The 17,767-nt window shown below is 29.0% G+C and carries 19 protein-coding genes; 15 read left to right on the forward strand and 4 right to left on the reverse strand.

Features of this window, described 5'->3' with window-relative positions:
• Positions 1-182: 182 nt before the first annotated feature.
• The 7 genes from FHG05_RS09850 to FHG05_RS09875 all read left to right on the forward strand — a co-directional run bounded on the left by FHG05_RS09850 (position 183) and on the right by FHG05_RS09875 (position 6,251).
• On the forward strand, positions 183-554 hold the full coding sequence (locus FHG05_RS09850; protein ID WP_181369163.1) for a DUF2147 domain-containing protein: 372 nt from the start codon (positions 183-185) through the stop codon (positions 552-554).
• Between the two features lie 28 nt (positions 555-582).
• A complete protein-coding gene (locus FHG05_RS18410; protein WP_157504231.1) occupies positions 583-750 on the forward strand; it encodes a hypothetical protein in 168 nt (55 codons plus the stop codon).
• A 148-nt stretch (positions 751-898) separates the two neighbouring features.
• The gene (locus FHG05_RS09855; protein WP_140997847.1) at positions 899-1,408 is read left to right on the forward strand and encodes a hypothetical protein; all 510 of its coding nucleotides are present in this window, start codon (positions 899-901) and stop codon (positions 1,406-1,408) included.
• Positions 1,399-1,959, forward strand: a complete 561-nt coding sequence (locus FHG05_RS09860) for a hypothetical protein (RefSeq protein ID WP_140997848.1) — start codon at positions 1,399-1,401, stop codon at positions 1,957-1,959. Before FHG05_RS09855 ends, FHG05_RS09860 begins: the two co-directional genes overlap by 10 nt.
• A 55-nt stretch (positions 1,960-2,014) precedes the next feature.
• Complete coding sequence (locus FHG05_RS09865) at positions 2,015-2,467, forward strand: hypothetical protein (RefSeq protein ID WP_140997849.1); 453 nt, start codon at positions 2,015-2,017, stop codon at positions 2,465-2,467.
• A 128-nt stretch (positions 2,468-2,595) separates the two neighbouring features.
• The gene (locus tag FHG05_RS09870) at positions 2,596-3,123 is read left to right on the forward strand and encodes a hypothetical protein (RefSeq protein ID WP_140997850.1); all 528 of its coding nucleotides are present in this window, start codon (positions 2,596-2,598) and stop codon (positions 3,121-3,123) included.
• Positions 3,124-3,605: 482 nt separating this feature from the next.
• Complete coding sequence (locus tag FHG05_RS09875) at positions 3,606-6,251, forward strand: CHAT domain-containing protein (RefSeq protein ID WP_140997851.1); 2,646 nt, start codon at positions 3,606-3,608, stop codon at positions 6,249-6,251.
• Here the strand turns inward: FHG05_RS09875 and FHG05_RS09880 are convergent.
• Positions 6,234-6,944, reverse strand: a complete 711-nt coding sequence (locus FHG05_RS09880; protein WP_140997852.1) for a tetratricopeptide repeat protein — start codon at positions 6,942-6,944, stop codon at positions 6,234-6,236. The genes FHG05_RS09875 and FHG05_RS09880 overlap by 18 nt on opposite strands.
• Positions 6,941-7,486 (reverse strand): RNA polymerase sigma factor, encoded by a 546-nt coding sequence (locus FHG05_RS09885; protein ID WP_140997853.1) that lies wholly within the window; start codon positions 7,484-7,486, stop codon positions 6,941-6,943. The genes FHG05_RS09880 and FHG05_RS09885 overlap by 4 nt, the downstream gene beginning before the upstream one ends.
• A gap of 110 nt (positions 7,487-7,596) precedes the next feature.
• On the opposite strand from FHG05_RS09885, the gene FHG05_RS09890 reads away from it, so the two are divergent.
• The 8 genes from FHG05_RS09890 to FHG05_RS09925 all read left to right on the forward strand — a co-directional run bounded on the left by FHG05_RS09890 (position 7,597) and on the right by FHG05_RS09925 (position 15,247).
• Positions 7,597-8,487 carry a DUF4412 domain-containing protein gene (locus FHG05_RS09890; protein WP_140997854.1) on the forward strand — a complete coding sequence of 297 codons (891 nt, stop codon included), beginning with the start codon at positions 7,597-7,599 and terminating at the stop codon, positions 8,485-8,487.
• Positions 8,488-8,489: 2 nt separating this feature from the next.
• Positions 8,490-9,110: a hypothetical protein gene (locus tag FHG05_RS09895; RefSeq protein WP_140997855.1), complete on the forward strand. Its 621-nt coding sequence runs from the start codon at positions 8,490-8,492 to the stop codon at positions 9,108-9,110.
• Between the two features lie 21 nt (positions 9,111-9,131).
• Positions 9,132-9,872 (forward strand): hypothetical protein, encoded by a 741-nt coding sequence (locus tag FHG05_RS09900; protein ID WP_140997856.1) that lies wholly within the window; start codon positions 9,132-9,134, stop codon positions 9,870-9,872.
• A 21-nt stretch (positions 9,873-9,893) separates the two neighbouring features.
• Positions 9,894-11,027 carry a hypothetical protein gene (locus FHG05_RS09905; RefSeq protein WP_140997857.1) on the forward strand — a complete coding sequence of 378 codons (1,134 nt, stop codon included), beginning with the start codon at positions 9,894-9,896 and terminating at the stop codon, positions 11,025-11,027.
• Between the two features lie 4 nt (positions 11,028-11,031).
• Positions 11,032-11,622, forward strand: a complete 591-nt coding sequence (locus FHG05_RS09910) for a hypothetical protein (protein WP_140997858.1) — start codon at positions 11,032-11,034, stop codon at positions 11,620-11,622.
• Positions 11,622-12,521 carry an RHS repeat protein gene (locus FHG05_RS09915; protein WP_140997859.1) on the forward strand — a complete coding sequence of 300 codons (900 nt, stop codon included), beginning with the start codon at positions 11,622-11,624 and terminating at the stop codon, positions 12,519-12,521. The genes FHG05_RS09910 and FHG05_RS09915 overlap by 1 nt, the downstream gene beginning before the upstream one ends.
• Positions 12,511-13,491 carry an OmpA family protein gene (locus FHG05_RS09920; protein ID WP_181369164.1) on the forward strand — a complete coding sequence of 327 codons (981 nt, stop codon included), beginning with the start codon at positions 12,511-12,513 and terminating at the stop codon, positions 13,489-13,491. The genes FHG05_RS09915 and FHG05_RS09920 overlap by 11 nt, the downstream gene beginning before the upstream one ends.
• A gap of 73 nt (positions 13,492-13,564) precedes the next feature.
• Complete coding sequence (locus FHG05_RS09925) at positions 13,565-15,247, forward strand: T9SS type A sorting domain-containing protein (RefSeq protein WP_140997861.1); 1,683 nt, start codon at positions 13,565-13,567, stop codon at positions 15,245-15,247.
• Positions 15,248-15,394: 147 nt separating this feature from the next.
• Here the strand turns inward: FHG05_RS09925 and mnmE are convergent, their stop codons facing one another.
• Entirely contained in the window at positions 15,395-16,816 is a 1,422-nt protein-coding gene (mnmE, locus tag FHG05_RS09930) for a tRNA uridine-5-carboxymethylaminomethyl(34) synthesis GTPase MnmE (RefSeq protein ID WP_140997862.1), read from the reverse strand.
• Between the two features lie 161 nt (positions 16,817-16,977).
• Positions 16,978-17,721, reverse strand: coding sequence for a DUF547 domain-containing protein (locus FHG05_RS09935; RefSeq protein WP_140997863.1), 744 nt, complete (start codon positions 17,719-17,721; stop codon positions 16,978-16,980).
• Positions 17,722-17,767: the final 46 nt, after the last annotated feature.

Below are 17,767 nucleotides of genomic sequence, written 5' to 3' on the forward strand. Positions count from 1 at the left end.
TTTTTTAAGATGTTTTTTGAAACGAGTGTTTCAAATTAAAGAAGAGCATTTCTCTTTTTTTTAAGCGTCATTCTGGAACGGTTATTTCAAATTATAGTTGGATAAATAAATTAATAATGAGTCAATTAGATTTAATTCTGAAACGAATAGTTCAAAATAAACACTATATAAATACAGCAATCATGAAAAAAAACATACTTCTCTTCTTTGTACTATTTGTCTTCTTGGGGCAAGCGATAGGACAAGATCAATTTGTAGGTGATTGGCAAACCAATCAAGGGAAATTAAAGGTCGAAATTTACAAACAGGAAGCCTATTATTATGCGAAGATTAAAGCCAGCGAGAATAAAGAAACTTTAGGAAAAGTAATTTTAATTCAAATGGTAAAAAAGACACCCACGAAGTTATATGGCGGTACTTTTTTTGACGAAAGCGAGGGATCAGAATTTGAAGCTTTACTAAAATTAATAGATGCGAATACTATGAAATTAAGAGTCTTAACAGGATGGTTTAGCAAAATAATGATTTGGAACCGAGTCGGAACGATACCGTAGCTACTTTCTAAAACCAAACCAAACAACAATGAAAAAAACACTATATATCATCAAGAAAGGATATCAAGCAGTAGCATTCCTTTCTCTAAAACCGAATTTTATGAAAAACAGAAATATCACCCTTAACGAAATTGGCCTATTTTTATCATGTGTTTTAATGGTAGCGGCCTTAATTTATATACGATCCAATTCCTAATTTGAATTGCAAATAGAAAATAGTAAAAAACCACGCTGTTACAGAGTGGTTTTTTTATTATTTTTGAGAAAAGATTATTTCTTTATAAGGCTATTCGCTCGGATTGTAAATCCGCCTTTACTTTGCATTTTAAAAAATCACTAAATTTATGAAAAACTGCTTAGTATTAATAGCACTACTATTGCCTTTTTATTTAAAAGCACAGTCTAAAGAAGTTGATACAATTTCAATTGTATTCAAAGCTAAGTTGTTTACTATAAGTAATCATGGCTATAATGAAAAAAACACTTTAATAAATAATATTGAAAACATACCCTATTCTACATATGGGAATAATGAGTTCCTCTTTATTAAAATAAAAAGCAGGTATTTTTGTTTTGATTTAAAAGATGAGAAATCATATGCCAGAACTATTTGGTGTGATTGTGATTATTATGTTTGTTATTCTGTTAAAAAAGATGTTTATTATTTATTAGGAGGATTTAAAAATGACAATATCGAGGAATTTTCCAGAGAATATTATGGTTCTTTATTTAGTACTGCTTGGGATTATAAATTAGAGGATAAATCTTTAAGTGAATTTATTAAATATATTAATTTAGGTAAATTAAAAAAGGCAAAAAAATGCTTTGATAAATGTACTGAAACATGGAATTAAATATAAAAATTATTAGTATTAGCTTAATTGTGGTTATGATTGTATCTTGTTCCACATCAAAAAATAAAAGAATAACTCCAGAGATAGAGGTTGTTAAATGTTTAGATGATTTTATAGTAAATTATCCAAAATTAAAACCAAACAAAGAGCTAACTTCAGTATTGTTTCAAAAAATTACTGAAAATGATACAGTATATTATCAAATTATGGACGAACCAAAGAATGAGATATTGGCTACTTTAAACGATATTGAAAATAAGAAATCCAAATATCATGCTGTGGGTGTATATAAAAAGATTTTGTGTGAATACAATAAAAAAGACTTCAATAATGAGTATTTAAACTTTAAAGATGTTCCCAAATCTATTATAGATAAAGCGACAAGTATTAGGTTTTCTTTTGAACTTGATGGAAAAATAATAGAAATTCCTTATGGACATCTCGAATGGGAACCTACAGTCGAAATTTATTATGATTTTAAATCAAAGATTAAAAAAATTAGAATTTTAGGTAAAGACGAAATAGAAATTCAAGATTTTAATGGAGAATAAGTCTAAAATACCTTATTTCTCCGTTTTTCTTAAGAATATAAACATTAAAAATAAAATGAAAAAGATACTAATTATCCTACTATTCAAAATAGCAATTGGTTGTGTTTTTGCTCAAAATAAAACAATTACAGGAAGAATTATTTCGGATTCGTTTGATCCATTAAGTGAGGTTTCCCTTATGACACAAGATAGTGTGCAAATTGGAAAAACAAATAAGAATGGTTTTTTTGAAATTGAAATCCCTTTGTCTGAAAAAAATATTTTATTTGCTACTGCTTCTGTAGAACCTACAACGATTCAACTTTTAAATGATTGTACTACTGTTGAAGTCATATTGTTTTTAAGTGGGAGCTATGATTTCATGTTGGTAAAAAAAGTAAACCGAATTAAGAAGCAAAAATTCAGGCAACTTCAAAAAAAGCATAGGGAAGCCTTTGAAAAAGGAATTTTTGAAACCGAACAGCCTTGTTATGAACGTAATTTTATACCCTTTTTTGAGGAATCATGATTTCGTGTAAAGATTTCTAGATATGAAAAAAATATATTGTATTACTGTGCTTGTTCTTTTATGTCCCGATAGTTTGGGTATATTTAGGTTGTGCTGGTCCATTTAATAATCAAAAACTAATAAAAAAAATGAAATATAAAATAATATCAATTTTTGTATTTTTTCTAATTATTAATTTTAATCTTTTTTCACAAGGAGTATGGAATATAAAATATATAGCGATTGATTCTCTGAGTGAAACTTCTATTAATAAAGAAATTAGAATTGATTTCAAATCATCTAATACAGATATTTTAATGTATAAAATGATAAAACCTTATATAGAACCTTATATTGTAAGAGATTTACTTTCAAAAAATGATAAAGTTGAATTAACTGTAGATAGTCAACAACTTGTTTTTATTGAAAATTGGCTTATTTTTGATGACCACGGTGTATTTGGAGATCAAACATTAGTCAGTATCAATGAATTTAATGATGAAAAATTAATTATTAAAGAAATGTTTCTCGAATCAATAGATAATCTATCGTTAACCCTTTCTGTTACGATCAATTTAACTAGTGATTTTGAAAAAAATATTCATTCAAAAAAAGGGGTAAGAATTATCATAAATAAATCTCAAATTAAAGGGATTTTATTAAAATTTAAAGATTAGTAATAAGAATGTTTTAAATATCGGAAATGTTTTCCGTGCCCACAAAGTAGATCAAATAAAACCAGGCCATGACGGAGTGGTTTTTTAAATTTAAACCTAAAAGCTATTAATTATAAGCTAAAAACTTTGATTAATAATCCAAATGGTTGTAATTATAAGCAAAAAGCGTCTATCAATGAGCTAAAAGATTATCATTACAACCTCAAAGCTTCTATTAATAAGCTAAAAGGTATTCATTAGAAGCAAAAAGCTTATAATTATAAGCTCAGATCTATTTTTTAAAATATAAAAGAGAATAGGTATCAAACCGATAGCTAGGAAATGTTTTCAAAACCCACAAAGTAGCTAAAAATAGCACCCAACTGTTGTCAATTTATATTTTTTGCTCCATTTCATCATTCATTTAAATTAATAGAAGCTTATAATAAGAAATTATTTACAACTAAATAATATTTATATTTTTGTAGGAACTCGTACAAATTATGAATTTTAGGTGTTTTATTCTTTTTTTTACTCTTTGTTTCTCTTTTTCTTTTTCTCAACAGCAAGAATCAGATAAAGATCTTAACAGTATTTCTTTTGAACATTCAAATGATAAACTAAAACAACAAAGTAATTTAAAATCATTAGACAGTGCATTAGTGATTTGGAACCAAAAAGAGAAAATAAAGAAGCAAAATGCTTCTCAAGAATTTTTTGTAGCTTGGAAAATAGCATCGTGCTATCGAGACCTTGGTTTATCTATAAAAGCTCTTGAATTTTACAAATCAGCTGAAGTTCTACTGCCAAATTTACATGCAATTGATGCAACAATACGAGCTAATTTTTATTACGATTTGTGCGACTTTTATTATACGATTTCAAACCATAAATTATTTAAAAATAATTTAATTAAAGCCATTTCATTATGGGAAACTAATTCAAATCAATTCTCAAATAAATTATTAGAAAGCTATGACAGGTTAATGGCAAACTATTTGGAATATGGCGATATTAATAACGCTAAACTCTATCTATCTAAAGTTAAAACACTTTTAGGAGAAAATAATACACCCAAATTTCAGTTTACCGTTTATCTCTATGAACTTAGAATTGCTATTGCAGAAAAAGACATCATTCGTGCTGAAAAACAATATAATGTTGTAAAAAACTATTTTAGCCTCTTACAAGATAAATCTAATTTTCTAATGTATTATGCCGATGCAACTAATTTTTATGCAGAAGCAATATTTACTTCAGGTAAAACAAAAGAAGCCTTACTGTTATTAAATGAATCTATTGTATGGCATAAAAAAACTGGAAATAATTTATCTCTTATAACAGTCTATTCCTATTATAGTTACTTTGCAAGAGAATTAAACGATTATAGTAAAGCACAACAAGCGGTTGACGAAGCTATTTATATTATAGAACCGAACAATTTTTCTGATTTGGCAGGTTTGTATATCAATAAAGGAATTATTTATTTCTTAGAAGAGAATTATAAAAAAGCTGAAGTCTATTTTGATAAAGCACACCAACTAATCAAAAGAATCGAGAATACAGATTTTTATTTGCTTTCCTATAATATTGAAATTTCAAAAAAATACCTAGAACTATTTGAAAAAACGAAGCATGAAAAACTACTTCAAAAGTCATTTGATTCCTATAAATATTCGGTAAAACAGTTCCAAGATTTTTATGATAATGATTTATTTAATCCTTTGTTAACGGACTTTAAAAATAATATTACAGAAGGATTGTTGTTACTTGGTTTAAAATCGGAAGACCAATTAGTTGAAATTGTGGCTTTAATTGAAAATATTCAATCTAGATTTTTAATAAAAAATTATTTATTAAATAATAAATTCAATGCAAATGAATTGGTCAACGAACTTTCTGAAATTAAAACATTGCAATTAAAATTAGCCTCCATTTCGGTTATAAACAATCAAAAAGAAGCTACTAATTTAAAAAAGACGCAAATAAAAAATCAAATTGAAGGTATTGAAAAAAAAATAGTAGAGAAATATCCAAATTTCAATTCTATTTTTAATCCTAAGTTCAATTTTAAGAATTTTATTCAAAATAATAATGCGGAAATACTTAGATATTATGTTACAAATGAGAGTTTATTTGGTGTTTTTCTAACAAAAGAACATACACTATATTTGAAACGATTGGGTGACATCGCTATTATAAAAGAAAAAGTTTCAAATTTAGCTGAAAGCATTAAAAATAAAGCGTCTATTACATCTCAATGTCAAGAAATTTATAACCTCTTACTGAAACCTTTTACTTTTACAACTTCTGAGATTACTATTATTTCGAATTCTTTTTTAAATGAACTTCCTTTTGAATTATTATTAGACGAAAAGGGGCAATATGTAGTTGAAAATTTTGCAATAAATTATGCAACATCTTTACCATTGTACCAAATTCAAACAGAACACACCAATAACAGTAATTTTAAACTGGCCATTTTTCAACCCAGTTATACGAATAAAAATGTAGCCACTTTACCATTTGCAGCAAAAGAAGCCTTGTATTTACAAGAGCATTTTAATTCGTCACTTTTTTCAAATGAAAAGGCTTCAAAAGAAAACTTCATTAGTGAAGCTTCCAAATATAATGTGTACCATTTATCCATGCATGCTGTTATAGATCCAAATGATGAAGATACTTCTCGCTTACTATTTAATGATGAAGATTTTTATTTTGCTGATTTTTACGGACAAAAATTGCCCTTAGATTTGGTGGTTTTAAGCGCTTGTGAAACAGGAGTTGGTAAACTTATCGAAGGAGAAGGTTTAATGAGTTTATCACGTGCTTTTACTTATAGTGGTGTTGCTTCCACCATACATAGTTTATGGGAAATTCCAGATAAACAAGCATTTGAAATTATGCAGTTGTTTTATGATAATATCAGTAAAGGGTTATCTAAAAGCGAAGCATTACAGCAAGCCAAGAAAGAATATTTAAAAACATGTAAAGCCGAAGAACTACAACATCCCTATTATTGGTCTGGTTTTGTTTTGCATGGTAATTCAAAAGCGTTAGTACACAAACAAAATATTTGGTTTCAAATCATAATTGGAAGCTTACTCTTTCTACTTGTAATAATCCTGTTTTTAAAGTTTAGAAAGTAAAGTTGTAGCTTCTGTTTTTTTAAATGAATAGTTAGTAACCAATTCATTTAGTAATTCTTTAGTTGTGGTCACTTTATTTAGTTTTAAATTAGCCAAAGCTTTAAACCAAATCCCTTTTTCATAATACTTTGAGTTGGCATCTGTAATTGCATTAAATTGTGTTAGAGCCAAGTCATATTTATTTAGCTCCATAAGGCAAATTCCATTATAAAAATAAAGATAGTCTTTAGGTTCTGTTTCTATTATTTTACCAAATAATTCCTGAGCTAGTTTATAATCTCCTAAGTCATAAGCTGTAAAAGCTTCTTTTTCAGAAGATGAATTACTGTCATTTCTTAAATTTGAGATTTCAACATTTGGATAAGGCTCAAAATGAGATGCATATAAAGAAGCATTGGAATTTTGATTGCTACTAAAGTAAAGAACTAATGAAAATACAATAGCAAATAGAGCTGCATATGGTAGCAATTTTCGAATAGTAAATTTCGCAGAAGATTCTTTTTTTGCGGTTTCAAAAGCTTGTATTTGATTTTTTATTTTTTGTCTTTCCGAAACCATTACAGCTTTTTTTAGTTCAGTATAAAATTCAAATTCAGATCGAAACTCAGCATCATTTTCTAACTTATCTTCCAATTCTTTTTGTTCCTTTGAAGTTAAATTATTTTCAAAGTATTTTTCTATTAATTCATTCATTTTTTAGGATTTAGCAGTTTTTTTAAATGGGAAATGCATCTCGATTTTTGACTTTTCAGTACATCTTTATTTTCATACTTTAAGAGGTCTTGTATCTCATCTAATTTTTTATTTTCAAAATAGAATAAATTTAAAATTTGTTGACATTGTTCTCCTAAAGTTTCATAGGCCACTTTTAATGCTTTTTCTCTCTGATTCAAAGATTCGTCATCAGACGAAAACTCTGAAAAATGACTGTATTCTATGGTTTCAATAGTTTCTAAACGAATTTTTTTATTAGATTTTAAATAATTATAAATCATAAATTTTCCTATTCCTACAAAATAGGTATGAATACTACTTTGTAAATCATCTATTTTATTTTTCCTAACATTTTCAATTAAAGCTACCATACTATCTTGATAAATATCTAAAGCAACTTCATTAGGAATAGCATAACGGTTTGCCAACTTAAAAAAAGTCAATTTATTTTCTACATAAATTTTCTTTATTATGGCAGTGTCATTTTGTTTTATTCTTTCAACTATGTTGTTTTCATTCATTAGTAGCAGATATTTTGTAAAGTAAACTTTAAAACAAAAATAATATTTATGGGTTTACCTTTTTGTTTTTTTTCTACAAATGAGCAATAAACATTTAAAATCTATAACTCATGAAACATTTTTGTTTAACACTATTAATGACTTTATTTTTTAGTCATGCCATTAATGCTCAGTTTTTTAAAAAACTACAAGATAAAGCACAACAGTCTATGGAACGTGCTTTGGAAAGAAAAACAGATGAAAAAATTGACCAAACTTCTGAAGCCACAATGGATACCATTTTTGAGGTACCAAAAAAAATAAAAAAGAAATCTAAAAAGAATAAACCAGAGACTAAAAATGATAATCAGAATGAGTTTCCAGGTAATATATTCACTGAAAACGATGAAATAAAATATGAATCCAAATATATTTTTCCAGTTACAGCAACTATTGAAATGGAGGATGTAACATCAAATCTTAAAAAAACAACAATGAAGCAAGGGTATGGCAAAGAAGCCTTACTCACAGAAATAGATAAAAATGGAGATCCATTTATTATTGATATGAAAAATGAGACGGCTATTATGCTAAATGTTTCTAATGGAACTGCTCAAGTAATGTCTTTAGAATGGATGGAAAAAATAATGGGAGATCAAGGTATTTCCAGTCAAGAAACTTTAGATGTTGTGCCTTCAGTTAAAAAAACGGGGAAAACTAAAATGATGAATGGATATAAATGTCATGAGTATACTATTACTTACGAAAAAGGTCTAATTAATGCATGGTATGCACCAGATGTTAAGTTTGAATACCAGGATTATTTAAGAGGAATGTCTAAGTTATTCTCTAAAAAGAAAGAAGAAAGCCCTATACAACTGCTAAATACAGACTATGGTTATGTGATGGAAATGACTTTTTTTAATGAACAATCTAAAAAACAAAGTTCCATGAAGGTAATTGCTATAGAGGAAAAAGTAAGAATGATAAATATGAGTTTGTTTACTATCCAAAAATTATAAAAATGAAAAAAATCAGTTTACTACTAATTGCAATGCAACTTAATATAAGTTGTCAAGATGCTAAAGACAAAACAACTGAAAGCGTTACTAATTCTGTAATAGAAAAAACTTTAGATCAAGTTGGTGTCGCTTCTGAGAATATTGAAAGAGCCAATCAGAATCAAGCTAACATTGAAATTACTTATGATGGCAAGCCTCTTTTTACTACTGAAGAAAACTTTAAAACTATTATGAATATTGCGGGTAAGCAAATGATGGTTTTTTCTATAGATAGTGATGATGCTAAAATTAATATCGCTTTTTCAGGTTTAAAAAATATGCTTGATGTAAAGCCTATTTCAGGCAAAAATGAAGAAGGGAAATTAGATCCTAAAGATGCTAATGGAACTGTTGTTAGTATTACAATGGCAAAGGAGAATGAATATGCATACACTTTATTAGAAGGAGAAGCAACTATATCAAAATTAAATCAAGATGAAGTTATAATTGATTTTGCCGGAAAAGCAGGAAGCTTTCTAGATGCTAATAAGCCAGAAAATTGGAAACCTATTCAAGGAAAAATTGTTAGCAAATATCCAGTTATGAATTTTATACAAATTAAAAAAGAAGATTTATTCTATTAAAAACAAAATAAAAAAACAAAAATGAAAAATATTATTTCAAGCTTATTATTAGTGTCTCTTTTTGCTTTGGTTGCGTGTTCTAAAAATGATGATGATGCAACCATAAATGATGTAACAATAAGAAATCCAAAAAAAGTAATTCTTAATACCTATTCCAATCAAGGTAACTTGACAAATACTGTTTTATATGAATTTAGTTATAATGAAAAGAGTTTGCTTTCAACAGTAAAAATTACAGATGTTGATGGCGTAAAAAATAGAACAATTAATTATAATTCAGAGGATAGAATTTCTCAAATAACTCAAACTTCTGGAAATAATGCAAAAATACTAACGGTTACTTATACTGGAGAAAATGCTACTTTGTCCATATCTGGAGAAACAAATCCGTACTTATTTACATATTCTAGTTCAAATAATAGTTATGATTATTCTAATGGTACAGATAATGGTACTTTTTTCTTTGGTGAGAATGACAATTTAATTGAAATTATTTCTGAAAATGCAAGTATATTTTCTAAAAGTGTAACCACAGAAATTAAAGGAATTTATGCTAACCAAAACAAATTAACAGCATTTTTTTTCTCTTTTTTGAACAATGGAGAGTTTTTATTTTTTGATAGAAATGCTATGTCTACATTATCTTTTGACGGTGTAAATTATATTATTAATAATGAATCTGAAAATGGTAGTCTAACTTATTATAATATGATAAATGCTACTACTCAAATAAAAATTGTTGATGTTATCATTATTTATTAACTCATTTCAATAGTAAACAAAATGAAAAATATAAAAATTGTTATTGTTTTTTTTCTAGTTCAATTCTGTTATACGCAAGTTGATGGTACCTACAGAACTAATTATGGTATTGTAAAATTAATTCAAGAGGATTCAATTGTCTATGGCGATTATGGAGAAAGAGGAACAGTAGTAGGGAAGTTTGTTGCAGATAAATTTACGGGTCATGGGTATTTAGTTGGAACTTTTGCACATGGGGATAATAAATGGGGTTCCTTCAAATGGAATTTTTTGGATACTAAAATTTTTGGTAAATGGGGTTGGAACACTTCTTTATCAGGTGGTGATTGGAATGGTGAAATCATATATGACAAACCTTCAACAACATTGAAATCTGCTATTTGGAGCGGTACTTGGCAAACCACTTTTGGAACTATTGTTTTGGAACAAACTGGCAATAAAGTAAAAGGGAAATACAAAAATGTAGGATACATTGAAGCAACTATAGTGGGTGATAAATTAATAGGAACCTTTACCAATAATGGCAGGACAGGAAACTTTGAATTCACCATGGAATGTAATGCATTCAAAGGCAAATGGAGTTGGAACAATGCTTTGAATGAAATATGGAATGGTACAAAAGCCACAAAAACAAATTTATGTGATGATTCCCCTTATGCTGGACTTTACAGAATTACTGTTGTTGATATTCAAACTTCTTTTAGAAAATCGGTATTGGCTTCTACTGTCCAATTGTATGGTTCCATTGGTGTTAGAATTTATGGTAAAAGTGAATCGGGAACTGTTGAAGTTAGTTCGATAAACAATATACCACCAAGAATTTGGGATGTTTCAAGTTCCAATACTTTTGATATCAAGCAAGATTCGGGAAATCGATATCAAGATGAAAATGGTACTACTATTTTTTATTTAGGTAAAAGAGATATCAATAAAGAAAGGCTATTCTTGATAAAAGGAGAATTGGCAAACCAAGATCTTCAAGTAAACCTGCAGTGCAACATATCAGAGGAATTGAATTTAAGGACTGATACTGATTTTGGATTCCAACAGAAATCTACGCTTTTAAAGGATTTGAAAATGGGAAAACCCAACTATTTAGTGATTAAAAAAGGGGATGATACTATCCGTATTACTTATAAAGTAGATAAATTATAATAAGATGAAAAAAATTGTAAGTATAATATTAGTAACAATATTTTTCAGTTGTACTGAGAAAAAAGAAAATGCCAATTCCAATATTGAGATAAATAAACAGGAGAACTTAGATGAAGTAGTACTACTAAATCCATGTGATTTAGTTTCTATTGAGGATATTGCTACTACATTTGAAGCAGATGTAACCACAATGGAAAACTACGCAAGAAATCCTTATCCAGATACGAATAGATGTGAATTTACTTGGAATGTTCCTCAAGATGTTACCAAAGCTTGTCAAATCATGATTACCATTTCTTCAAACCTAGAAATTGATGAAATGCCTCGAAAGTTTTCAAATATCTTACGAATGGATAAAGAGAAAGGAGTTTTGGGAAGTCAACAACAAATCATCAAACCAACTCCTATTGATGGCTTTGGAACCAATGCTTACCATTGGACGGAACCTGATTTTCAAAATATTCAAAAAATTAAATTCCATGTAAATGATATGTATCTAATTGAAATACTATTTAATACTTCTGCAATCGTAAATCAAGAGGAGATAAAAGTAAAATTAATACAAGTTGGTAAAGACATAAAACAAAAAATATAATGATAAAAAATAAATTAAAATCAATAATAATTTTATGCTTAATTAGTATGGCTTCCTGTTCAAAAGATGATGAAGCGACACTAGTAGAAATACCAGAAAAGAAACTTAAGAGCATTACTTCTTCGCAAGGAGCAACAACAAATACAACCACTTTTAATTATAATGATTCAGGAAAATGGATTTCTGGAGTAAACCGTTTTGGTCAAAATTATAATATAACTTATACTAGCAATGGAAAAATTTCTTTGTTTGATGTAGTAAATCAACCTAGTGAAATTGAATACATATACTCTCAGGCTCCTGATTTTTCACTTAATAAAATAAAAGTGGATACTTATGAAACTGATTTGATATATAACAATTTTAAAATTACAGAGTTGGAATTTTATGATGGAAGTATTCAAAACAGGCTTTTAATAACATATGATGTAAATGGTAGAATTGCTAGCATTACAAATAATGAAGAGCTTACTCGTGTTTCTTATACTTATGATAATTTAGATAGGATTATTAGAGTTGATAAATTAGGAACAGGTAATCCAACAGATCCTTATGTGATAGTATCTTATGCTGAATATCAGTATGAATCGCATAAAAATTCTGTTTATCAATTCTTTAAAGAACAAATAGATTTTGATCAATTGCTTTTCTGTCCTATTGACATCTATCCTTTTTTTAGTCGTGTTTTTTCATATACCGATTACAACAACATTTATATTTTATCAGAATATAATATTAAGTCCATTAAAGAGTATAACGCGAATAATACGACCCAACCTATTTTTGATGTAACAATGAACTATACTTTAGAAGACAACAAAGTAATGTCGTTTACTACAACCACAATATACAATGGTAGTGCTACAACTGAATCAACAAGCTACACTTATGAAAACTAAATTTTTACTATTACTGTTCTTATCTTGTTTTACTGTATTTGGACAAGATATTGAAAAAGCAAATGATCATGAATTGGTGACACGTTATCCTGGTTCTAAGATTGTATATTATTTCCAAAAAGACTATAATGAATTAAAATTTGCTATAAAACCTGCAAAACCAGAAAAGGAACCGCAAAAATGGTTAGAGGTTGCTGGGCATCAAACATCAATTGTTTATGAAATTCCTTTGGGAAAATCAACTGTTGAGGTAATGAAAAATTATCAAGATGCTTTTAAAGCGAGTAATGCTGAAATTTTGTTCCAATGTAAAGGAGGTGAATGCGATGGTACAACCGCATGGTATAGTGCTAAGTTTTTTGAGAAAGTCTACGGTAAAGAGAATCGTCAAAGTAATGGAGAAATTTCACACTATTATGATTTTGGAACCTATCATGTATCACAACGTTATATAGTAAGCAAAATAACTACCTCTGATAAAGTTTATTATGTTGAAATTGGAATGACACCTACTTATGATGGTAAACCAGTTAAAGTGTGTGTGGAAGTAATTGAGCAAGAAGCACTTCAAAGTGGTTTAATTGCTATTAATGCAGACGTGATTAAGGATAAATTAGAAAGAGAAGGAAAATTAATATTAGAAGGGATTTTATTTGACACAGGAAAAGCAACACTAAAGCAAAGTTCTTTTACGGTAATTGAAAAGGTTGGAGACTATCTAAATCACAATCCGAAAGCTAGAATATATATTGTAGGACATACTGATGATGTAGGTTCTTTAGATGCCAATTTGCAATTATCAGAAGATAGAGCAGGAGCAGTTGTAAGTGCATTGATGAATAATTATGGGGATTTTGGTACACGTTTAACACCTTTTGGAGTTGGACCAGTATGTCCTATAGCTTCTAATGAAACAGAAGAAGGAAGAATGAAAAATAGAAGAGTGGAAATTGTTTTAAAAAAGGAATAAAATAGATTTTTTTTGTTTTTGGGTTTACTTTTTAGTTGGTTTTTTACTAACGGAGAAAGTAAACCCTATTTTTATGAGAACAATTACATTAATCTTATTTTTTTTTAATGCATTTTTGGCTAATGCACAATACCAATTTGAACAAATAGCCGATATTTGGACAGGAACAAATAACAGTTCCCCAAGAGATTTTGTTGAGTATAATGGCGAAATCTACTTCAGAGCCACAAATCAATATCAGGAAGAATTGTATAAATCAAATGGTTTAGTAGGAAATATTCAAATGGTGAAAAATATTAATGGAGGAGCTTCATCTGTGCCAAAACCATTATTTGTTTTTAATAATCTATTATTTTTTAAAGCCACTACAACTGCAGAAGGAGAAGAGCTTTGGGTAACCGATGGTACGGAATCAGGTACCATAATGCTAAAAGATATACAACCAGGGAATGCAAGTTCTCAAGTTTTTGAAACACCAAGGCCATTGAATCAATATTTTATAAAAAATGGTGAATTGTATTTTACTGCAAGAGACCAACCAGCAGCTTTTTCACTTTGGAAAACTGATGGAACTCCTACAGGAACTGTAAAAGTGTTTGATCCAGTTGGTTTTGTTTTTGGTGATAATTTTACAGAGTTTAATGGAAAATGGTATTTTACAGGTAGAAATACAAATGCTATGAACCCTGAATTATATGTTACAGACGGAACTGAGGCAGGGACAGACTTATTTGCTGAAATTAATCCGAGTACAAGTAATACACTTGCAGCAGGTTCAAACCCTAGACATTTTCAAGTGTATGATGGATATTTATATTTTGCAGCAGATAATGGTACAATAGGTGAGGAGTTATATAGAACGGATGGCATTACAGTGGAATTAGTTGCTGATATTTTTCCAAATAATTTAAATCCAGCTTTTGGTAAAAGTAGTTCCCCTAATGGTTTTTATATTTTTAATAATGATCTATATTTTTCGGCTAATGTCTATGATGTAGGATTAAATCAAATTTTAGGAAGAGAATTATTTCGCTATAACACTACAGAAGGTGTAGTATTTATAAAGGATATTTTTCCAGGAAATTTAAATGGAAGTTTGTCATATGTACGTAATTATTTCTTCGAATTAAATAACGAACTCCATTTTGCTGCTTGCGATGGTAGTAATGGAAGTACTATTTATGAAATTTATAAGACAGACGGCACTACTACAGGAACTGTAAAAGCTGTTGACTATTCGGCTTTGGGTAACACAAGTTTTTCTTCAGGTTTAATAGATAACAAACAGTATTCTATTATAAATAATAGAATGTATTTTAATCATGGTAGTCAACAAATTTGGGTTACAGCCGGTGTGAACTCTCAAACGCAGCAATTAACGAATACAGGAATGCCAAATGTTCCCATTTCTAATCTAAATTTTAAACCCATTGTATTAAACAATAGTATCTATTTTGGTGCAAATTCAGCAACAAATGGTGTGGAATTATGGAAATTAACCGAATCAACTTTAAGTAATACTGATTTTCTTTTAATGAATGATAAAATTATAGTTTACCCTAATCCTACAAATAACAGTATTACTATAGATGTTCAAAATGAAGATGTTTCTACTGAAATTTATGATTTGACGGGAAAATTAATACTAAAATCAAAAAGCAAGAAAATAGATATAAGTCATTTTAATAATGGAATATATATATTAAAATTGTCAACCCTTCATAAGTCAGTAACACAAAAAATAGTAAAGTACTAATTATTTAGAGTCTGATATTACCCAACTCGCTTTTTAATAATTAAAGTTTGATTAGCATACAGATTGAAAATAATTACTCACAAAGTTGCTAAAAATAAAACCACTCTGTAAGGGAGTGGTTTTTGATTTATTATTCTAAAGAGCATTTTATTTTCCAATACAGAAATTAGCAAAAATATTTCCTAGTAATTCGTCATTCGTTACTTCTCCTGTAATTTCACCAAAATAAAACAACGCTTGTCTAATGTCGATAGCCATTAAATCGGAAGAAATACCCGCATCTAAGCCCCATTTTACTTTCTGAACTTCTTCTAAGGCTTTTAATAACGAATCGTAATGACGTGTATTGGTTACAATCGTTTCATTATTTCTAAGTGCACCTGTATTTACAAATGAAAGTAGGGTGTTTTTTAATTCCTCTATGCCTATTTTTTGTTTGGCGCTTATGGTTATCAGTTTTCTGTTATCGGTTGTTGGTTGCGAATTATCCGTTAATTCGTCTGTAAAAACTGCAAGGGCTTCAGGAGTTAATTGGTCCACTTTATTTAAAACAATCACTAATGGTTTTTGAGGAAATTTATTCCTAATTTTCGCTATTTCTACTTTTACATTTGGTAAACTGTTAACCGACAACTGAGAACTATCAATTAAAAGCAAAACCACCTGTGCTTGTTCAATTTTTTCAAATGTTTTTTGAATACCAATGCTTTCCACTACATCTTTGGTTTCCCGAATACCAGCGGTGTCTATAAAACGAAATCCAATTCCATTGATAACCAATTCGTCTTCAATCGTATCACGAGTAGTTCCAGCAATATCGGAAACAATCGCACGCTCTTCATTTAACAAGGCATTCAATAAAGTAGATTTTCCTACATTGGGTTCACCCACAATAGCCACCGGAATTCCATTTTTAATTACATTTCCTACTGCAAAGGAGTCAATCAACCTTTTTAATACAAATTCAATACGGTTTAAGAGTTCGTAAAAAGCAGTACGATCGGCAAATTCTACATCTTCTTCTGAAAAGTCCAATTCCAATTCGATTAAAGAAGCAAAATTTAATAATTCTTCTCGTAGTTTCGCAATTTCGTTAGAAAACCCACCTCGCATTTGCTGCATCGCAATTTGGTGACTGGCCTCATTGTCGGAAGCAATTAAATCGGCTACTGCTTCTGCTTGAGATAAATCGAGTTTACCATTTAAAAAAGCACGTAAGGTAAATTCTCCTGCTTGTGCCATTTTAGCTCCTTTACGCAACAACAATTGTATGATTTGTTGCTGAATAAAAGTAGAACCGTGACAGGAAATTTCGACTACATTTTCTCCAGTATAGGAATTTGGTCCTTTAAAAATAGACAGCAAAACCTGATCATAGGTTTTACCATTATCTACCACATGACCTAAATGAATGGTATGTGTTTTTTGTTTCCCAATGTCTTTACCAGAAACCGATTGAAATACTTGTGAAGCAATGGTTATCGCTTCTTTTCCCGACAATCGAATAACGGCAATAGCTCCAGCACCAGAAGGTGTGGCAAGGGCAACAATTGTATCTTGAGCAATCATCTTTTATAATTAAAGTGCAAAGATACTGAAAAGATGTGAGTCCGTTGTCTCTAGTCAAAAGTCGAAAGTCGAAAGTCTAAAGTCTAAAGTGTTATTCTACAGCTCTAATCACCAATTCCTAATTTCTAACTCCTAATTTCTAATTCCTAATCCCTAAAAACTTATTTCCTTGCTACAAAAGCATTACTTTCAAATTTCATTTTGCTGTTCAAACTCCAGTTGTATTCTAAATAGGATATTTCAGCAGTTTCTTTGATTTTGGTATCCGAATATTTATTAATATAAGACACAATTGATGCGTTATTTTTTAAAAAATCAGCAGCAAACCAATCGAATATTTTAGATAACTTAATATCTTTTCTGTTGATAATATTTTTGGTAGAATCATTAATAAATGCTTTCGCAGCAGCTTCTAATTGCATTTCAATAGTGTCTCCATAAAAAGGAGTGCGATTAATATTTGGGCACGAAAGAGAAGCACAGTTAATGGCAAAATGAATTCTTTCATCTAAGGTGGTACTTAAAATTTCTTTTTCAATATAATTGAGCGAAATCAATTGTGCTTTGTACGGAATGTATCGGTAATCAAAAGAACCGGAAATATCTTTGATGCTATTAATTGGAAAGTTATCAATAATTAACTTCATAGAATACACATTGTACACATTAATCCAATGGGATAATTTTTGGTTTTTACTCCAATCATCATACACTTCAATGGTTTCAAAACGTTTAATAACTTTTGCTAAATCGGTATGATTTTCATAAATCGCATCATAATCGACATAACCTTCCGCAGAGACATATTTGTTTAAAAAGTCTTCGTAAAATTGGTAATTCACATATTGACTAAAAGCAAGCGATTGAAACGCAAGCAACACTAAAAGTAACATTTTCTTTTTCATAGGATATTTTTATTTGTTAGTAAAACTGTTGGTATAGCAATTCTAA

The organism is Flavobacterium profundi (assembly GCF_006491645.1).
Lineage (GTDB): Bacteria > Bacteroidota > Bacteroidia > Flavobacteriales > Flavobacteriaceae > Flavobacterium > Flavobacterium profundi.

What these genes read in the sequence shown, in the direction of transcription:
- FHG05_RS09850 (WP_181369163.1), top strand. Translation starts at nt 183, where the DNA reads ATGAAAAAAAACATACTTCTCTTCTTTGTACTATTTGTCTTCTTGGGG.
- FHG05_RS18410 (WP_157504231.1), top strand. Translation starts at nt 583, where the DNA reads ATGAAAAAAACACTATATATCATCAAGAAAGGATATCAAGCAGTAGCA.
- FHG05_RS09855 (WP_140997847.1), top strand. Translation starts at nt 899, where the DNA reads ATGAAAAACTGCTTAGTATTAATAGCACTACTATTGCCTTTTTATTTA.
- FHG05_RS09860 (WP_140997848.1), top strand. Translation starts at nt 1,399, where the DNA reads ATGGAATTAAATATAAAAATTATTAGTATTAGCTTAATTGTGGTTATG.
- FHG05_RS09865 (WP_140997849.1), top strand. Translation starts at nt 2,015, where the DNA reads ATGAAAAAGATACTAATTATCCTACTATTCAAAATAGCAATTGGTTGT.
- FHG05_RS09870 (WP_140997850.1), top strand. Translation starts at nt 2,596, where the DNA reads ATGAAATATAAAATAATATCAATTTTTGTATTTTTTCTAATTATTAAT.
- FHG05_RS09875 (WP_140997851.1), top strand. Translation starts at nt 3,606, where the DNA reads ATGAATTTTAGGTGTTTTATTCTTTTTTTTACTCTTTGTTTCTCTTTT.
- FHG05_RS09880 (WP_140997852.1), bottom strand. Translation starts at nt 6,944, where the DNA reads ATGAATGAATTAATAGAAAAATACTTTGAAAATAATTTAACTTCAAAG.
- FHG05_RS09885 (WP_140997853.1), bottom strand. Translation starts at nt 7,486, where the DNA reads ATGAATGAAAACAACATAGTTGAAAGAATAAAACAAAATGACACTGCC.
- FHG05_RS09890 (WP_140997854.1), top strand. Translation starts at nt 7,597, where the DNA reads ATGAAACATTTTTGTTTAACACTATTAATGACTTTATTTTTTAGTCAT.
- FHG05_RS09895 (WP_140997855.1), top strand. Translation starts at nt 8,490, where the DNA reads ATGAAAAAAATCAGTTTACTACTAATTGCAATGCAACTTAATATAAGT.
- FHG05_RS09900 (WP_140997856.1), top strand. Translation starts at nt 9,132, where the DNA reads ATGAAAAATATTATTTCAAGCTTATTATTAGTGTCTCTTTTTGCTTTG.
- FHG05_RS09905 (WP_140997857.1), top strand. Translation starts at nt 9,894, where the DNA reads ATGAAAAATATAAAAATTGTTATTGTTTTTTTTCTAGTTCAATTCTGT.
- FHG05_RS09910 (WP_140997858.1), top strand. Translation starts at nt 11,032, where the DNA reads ATGAAAAAAATTGTAAGTATAATATTAGTAACAATATTTTTCAGTTGT.
- FHG05_RS09915 (WP_140997859.1), top strand. Translation starts at nt 11,622, where the DNA reads ATGATAAAAAATAAATTAAAATCAATAATAATTTTATGCTTAATTAGT.
- FHG05_RS09920 (WP_181369164.1), top strand. Translation starts at nt 12,511, where the DNA reads ATGAAAACTAAATTTTTACTATTACTGTTCTTATCTTGTTTTACTGTA.
- FHG05_RS09925 (WP_140997861.1), top strand. Translation starts at nt 13,565, where the DNA reads ATGAGAACAATTACATTAATCTTATTTTTTTTTAATGCATTTTTGGCT.
- mnmE (WP_140997862.1), bottom strand. Translation starts at nt 16,816, where the DNA reads ATGATTGCTCAAGATACAATTGTTGCCCTTGCCACACCTTCTGGTGCT.
- FHG05_RS09935 (WP_140997863.1), bottom strand. Translation starts at nt 17,721, where the DNA reads ATGAAAAAGAAAATGTTACTTTTAGTGTTGCTTGCGTTTCAATCGCTT.